Raw genomic sequence first — 5,147 nt, 5'->3', positions numbered from 1 at the left:
GTCGAGGAACTCGGCGGCATGAACGTCTTCTTCGTCATCGACAACACGCTGGTGACCCCCCGCCTGAACGGCAACATCCTCCACGGCGTCACCCGGGATTCCGTGCTCACGCTGGCCGCGGAGATGGGCCTGACGATCGAGGAACGCAGGATCACCATCGACGAATGGCGTGCGGCCAACGAGTCCGGTGCCCTGAAGGAGGTCTTCGCCTGCGGTACGGCCGCGGTGATCACCCCTCTGTCCGCGCTGAAGAGCAACCAGGGGGAGATGACCTTCCCGGTGACCTCCGAGTCCGACTCGGTATGGGGTCGCATCCGCGCACAGTTGCTCGGCGTGCAGACCGGTGCGGTGGAGGATACCCACGGCTGGCTGACGCGCCTGGTCTGACGCGCTTGGTCTGAGGACCGGGGCAAAGCGCCTCCGCCGCCTCAGCACGCGCCTGATTCTGCCCAGGCTTTCCGTCGCCGCCTCTGGCTTTATGTAGGAGGCTGTGACGGAATGCCTGGGCATTTCTGTTCAGACACGTCGGGGGATCTCGATAGGATCGAATCATGCGCGTTCTCACGACCGGCGGTGCCGGCTACATCGGATCCCACACGGTGCTCTCACTGATCGATGCAGGTCATGAGCCTGTGGTCCTGGACAACTTCGACAATTCCTCGCCCGAGGCCGTTCGCCGAGTCTCGGAGTTGGCGGGCCGCGACGTCGAGCTGATCGAGGCGGACCTCCTGGATCGGGAGAACACCCACCGGATCCTGGCGGAGGGCAACTTCGATGCCGTCATCCACTTCGCCGGTCTGAAGGCCGTGGGGGAGTCGGTGGCCAAGCCGCTGAAGTACTACCGCACCAACATCCTCTCCACGCTGAATCTGCTGGAGGCCATGTCCGATGCCGGCGTGAAGACCTTCGTCTTCTCCTCCTCCGCGACCGTTTACGGCGATGCCGGCGTGGTCCAGTACACCGAGGATCTGCCCACCAAGGCCGTCAATCCGTATGGGCGCACCAAGCTAGATATCGAACAGATCCTGGACGATCTCGCCGTTGCCGATCCGTCCTGGCACATCGCCAAGCTGCGCTACTTCAACCCCGTTGGTGCCCATGAGTCCGGACGCATCGGGGAGGACCCGCAGGGTATCCCGAACAACCTGATGCCGTTCGTGTCCCAGGTGGCGGTGGGCCGCCGCGACCACCTGAGCATCTTCGGCGGCGACTACCCCACGCCGGATGGCACAGGCGTGCGCGACTTCATCCATGTGGTGGACCTCGCCAAGGGGCACGTCGCCGCCCTCGACGCGCTGCCGGAATACCCCGGGGCACGGGCATGGAACCTGGGCTCCGGTGAGGGCTCCTCGGTGTTGGATGTGGTCCACGCCTTCGAACGCGCTTCGGGGAAGAAACTTCCCTACGAGATCGTGGACCGCCGCCCAGGCGACCTCGCCGAGTACTACGCCGAGCCGTCCCGCGCCCGTATCGAGCTGAACTGGAAGACCGAGCGCGGCCTCGAGGACATCGCCCGGGACACCTGGCGTTGGCAGAGCAACAACCCCTATGGCTATGCCGACGAAGATGCGGAGTCCTGAATCTCGTTCAGGTCTACCCAATGCCCGACGGCGCGGGCCCGCCTTCCGCTGGTAGGCGGGCCCGCGTCGTCGGACACAAGCTGAACCATGCCGGCTCAAGGTTCCACGACCGCCTTGTGGATCTCGATAGCGATCTGTTGAAGCGAAACGGGGCGGAGCACTCCGAGGAACTGCGTTGCGTTCAACCACGCGGCCGTCGACCCGTCCACCCGCGATGGGCATGATTCGCCGGGTTCCGCCCGGCACGTCACCGGCCTCCACGGGTACGGCGAGGTCGACTGTCAGGGTGAACGAGGGGTTGGTGGTCAGCTTTATTGGTGTACCTTTCGATGGGTGGTTGAGGTCAGTTCTCCACCGTCGGCAACTCCAGTACGGTGCCGGGACCGAACGTGATGCGATGGCGGTTGGGGCGGAATGTCGCGGCGGTCAGGGGGTTCTCGCCGGTGCCCGAGTTGCGGGAGTAATAGGGGAACCAGCCGCCGGCCACGAGCAGCCGGATGCGATGTCCCGCGGCGAAGACGTGAGCGGTGTGGTGCATGTCGAGCTGAACGCAGTCGTGTTCACCGACCACACGGACGTAGGCGTCGGTCACGTTGGTGGACCGCCCCGACTCGTCGACGTCCGATACCCGGACGAACACGTCGGCATCCGGCAGGTCGGTTCGATGATTGAGCTGCACCTTCGGCGAACCCATGATAGTGAGCTCATTCTCGAGGGGCGGTGTGTCGAAATGGAGGACGTCGTCGCGCTTCGCAACGGAGGTATCCTCGCGATAGCCACCCTTACTCAGCTCGTTTCCGCCGATACTCGGCGTCGGGTCGGCTGGATCGAAGACGAATGATATGTCGTGGTTCACCGGCATGGCCGAAGTGAGCTGGTGGTCAGGACCGGGATACAGCGCTGTGGTGGATCCTTCCGGAGGCCACGTCGTCAGATGGCGCCACGTGCCGGTGGGGGTGAGTTCCACGTCGACGCCGTGATCGGGCACCTGGGCCGGAGCCGACCCTGTTGCGGCGGCCTGTTGCGTTGGCTTCAGATGACTGTCGAGCCAGTCGAGCACGGCAGGGCGTACTACGGTGTTGTCCATGTCGGTGTGCGTCCACGCACCCGCAATGAGCCGAGTCTCTACTCCACGTGCGGCCAGTGCCTGGTACTGCTCAATGGATTGAGGGAGGAAGATGTCCTGCCAGCCGGCAATGATCAGTGTCGGCACCGTCGAGACTTCGAGGGCGCGTGCATGCCTCATTGAGGCAACGTAGGGGTCATCGAGGTCGGAGCGGACCAGCCTTTCATGCAGCCAGGGGGAGGCGTCTGCGAAGGTCTTGTCGGCTTCGTCGATAACCGGGGTGGAACGCAGCACGCGTTCTGGGGAACGGTTGAGCTTGATGGCCTGGGCCAGGTCCTTGACGGAATGACTGTGGATTGTCTCCACCATGGCCGCCCATCCGAGTTGGTCGCCGTGGAAGGAACCGCTGTCCCAGGCGTGACGGGCAAAGTCGTGAGGACCTTCCATGACTACCGCTGCCACGAGATCCTCCGGTGGATCCTCGAGAATGGCCCACTGCGCATACCCTAGGTAGGAGTGCCCGAACGTTGCGAACGAGCCTGGATAGAAGGGGCGTCCCCGCAGCCAATCGATGACGTCGTGGCCGTCCTCGGTCTCCGTGCGCATCGGGTCGAAAGTCCCTTCGGAGCCATCGGTCCCACGCGAAGCCACGTAGAGAACCGTGTAGCCCTGCCCGGCCCAGACACGGGCGAACTGAAGGCTCATGATGGTGCCGCGGCCGTATGGGGTCCTGACGAGGATGACGCCCTTGGACGGAGCCGCCGGGGCGTAAAGATCCGCGGCCAGCCGCACTCCGTCACGCAAGGGGATCCTCACCTCATGCTTGTTCCAAGCGTTCGGCTCGGGAAGTCTGCTCCGACGCGCGTTGATCCGGTCGATGAGCTGTGGTCTTTGACGTGAGGGGGTCATACAGCTGGATCTTTTCTGCGATGAGGGCCTTGCGGCCCGCTAGTAAGCGGAACATAGCGTTCCGATTGCTGTAGACGATAACGTGGGCCGTGTGAATCAGCAACCATCCAAACCGTTGCGCCGGGATGCGGCAGAGCATCGCATCAAGGTGCTGGACGAGGCGCGCAAGCTCTTCGCGTTGAAGGGACTTGACGTACCGATTCGAGAGATCGCTGCTGCGGCGGGACTCGGTGTCGGCAGCGTCTACAGGGCGGTGGGCTCGAAGCAGGATCTGATTGACCTTCTCTTCGGCGACGTAGTGGACCGGGCGCTGTCGGGCCTTGAGCGGGACGAAGGGGCCGCGACTGGGTGGGCGGCCTTGGTCAGGGCGTTTCGCCGGGTACTGGAGATGCAGATCGCAGACCGCGGCGTGTATGCCGTGCTGCTGGGGGCGGGTACGACCCAGACCGAGCGGCTCAGCGAGAGTATCGCCCCGGTACTGTCTCGTATGGTCGATCGGGCCAAGGCTGAAGGTGCCGTGCGTGCCGATCTCGACGCCACTGACGTCCCGACGCTGACGCGCGGTATCGCTGCGGCTACCGACCCGGAGTCGGTTCTGAGCCGTGCGGTGGCGGAACGTCACCTTGCACTTCTGCTCAAGGGGCTGCGTCCTGTCCCGGATGACGAGGGGCCGGTTCCGCCGCCGCTGCCGTCTGAAAGATTTACGGATTGGACCTCTACGGCGTAAGTGAACACCGGCGGACGTCTCGCTCGGTAGAGTGGGACCCATGCGTATTGCCCGTTGTGTCCTGGATTCCGAACCGTTCTACGCGCTCGTGGAAGGCGATGAGGTCGCCGAACTCACTGGCGACCCGTTCTTCCACGGCGTTCAGCCCACCGGCACCCGTCACGCCCTGGATGATGTCCGGCTGGTGGCCCCGATCATCCCGCGCTCCAAGGTGGTCTGCTTCGGCCGCAACTACGCCGAGCACGCTGCCGAGCTCGGCAACGAGGTGCCCGACGAGCCACTGATGTTCCTGAAGCCCAACACCGCCGTGGTCGGCCCGGGTGAGCCGGTACGGTTGCCGTCCTTCTCCGACGAGATCTCCTACGAGGGCGAACTCGCGGTGGTGATCGGGCGCATCTGCAAGGACGTGCCGGCCGAGAGTGCCGAGGACGTGATCTTCGGTTACACCTGCGCCAACGACCTCACCGCTCGTGACAAGCAGCGTACCGACGGCCAGTGGGCCCGGGCCAAGGGCTGGGACGGGTCCTGCCCGCTGGGGCCCTGGATCGAGACGCAGCTGGACCCGGATGGCCTCTCGTTGCAGACCACTCTTGATGGGGACGTGGTGCAGGACGGCAATACCTCGGACATGATCCACGGCGTGCGTGCCTTGGTGGCGCAGGCCTCCGCCGCATTCACCCTGCTTCCGGGCGACGTGCTGCTGACCGGCACCCCTGCCGGAGTCGGCTTGGTCCGTGAGGGGCAGCGCGTCGAGGTCACCATCGAAGGCATCGGAACCCTGGGGAATCAATTCCTGGGCGCCTGATCCCGACCCTCCTTAGGCTTTCCGTCAGTGCCTCCTGGTTCCTCTAGGGGGCTGTGACGG

Annotated in this window: 5 protein-coding genes; 4 read left to right on the top strand and 1 reads right to left on the bottom strand. The window is 64.6% G+C overall.

Translation table 11 applies throughout. From position 1 onward, the window contains the following. Both Q0A15_RS12470 and galE read left to right on the top strand, forming a co-directional pair. On the top strand, positions 1-387 hold a 387-nt coding region (locus tag Q0A15_RS12470; RefSeq protein WP_291279852.1), incomplete at its 5' end, for an aminotransferase class IV. Between the two features lie 164 nt (positions 388-551). Beyond that, entirely contained in the window at positions 552-1,580 is a 1,029-nt protein-coding gene (gene galE / locus Q0A15_RS12465) for a UDP-glucose 4-epimerase GalE (protein WP_291279851.1), read from the top strand. 343 nt (positions 1,581-1,923) lie between these two features. Here the strand turns inward: galE and Q0A15_RS12460 are convergent, their stop codons facing one another. Next, positions 1,924-3,450, bottom strand: coding sequence for a CocE/NonD family hydrolase (locus Q0A15_RS12460; RefSeq protein ID WP_291279850.1), 1,527 nt, complete (start codon positions 3,448-3,450; stop codon positions 1,924-1,926). A gap of 196 nt (positions 3,451-3,646) precedes the next feature. Here Q0A15_RS12460 and Q0A15_RS12455 point away from each other — a divergent pair, with 196 nt between their 5' ends. Together Q0A15_RS12455 and Q0A15_RS12450 are read left to right on the top strand one after the other, a co-directional pair. After that, positions 3,647-4,282, top strand: coding sequence for a TetR/AcrR family transcriptional regulator (locus Q0A15_RS12455; RefSeq protein ID WP_291279849.1), 636 nt, complete (start codon positions 3,647-3,649; stop codon positions 4,280-4,282). A 40-nt stretch (positions 4,283-4,322) separates the two neighbouring features. After that, on the top strand, positions 4,323-5,087 hold the full coding sequence (locus Q0A15_RS12450; RefSeq protein ID WP_291279848.1) for a fumarylacetoacetate hydrolase family protein: 765 nt from the start codon (positions 4,323-4,325) through the stop codon (positions 5,085-5,087). The last annotated feature ends 60 nt before the right edge of the window (positions 5,088-5,147 follow it).

The sequence above is a fragment of the Galactobacter sp. genome, from assembly GCF_022712295.1.
Classification (GTDB): Bacteria; Actinomycetota; Actinomycetes; order Actinomycetales; family Micrococcaceae; genus Galactobacter.
Note: the sequence above shows the minus strand (reverse complement) of the source record. Positions and strands in the feature narration are given on the sequence as shown.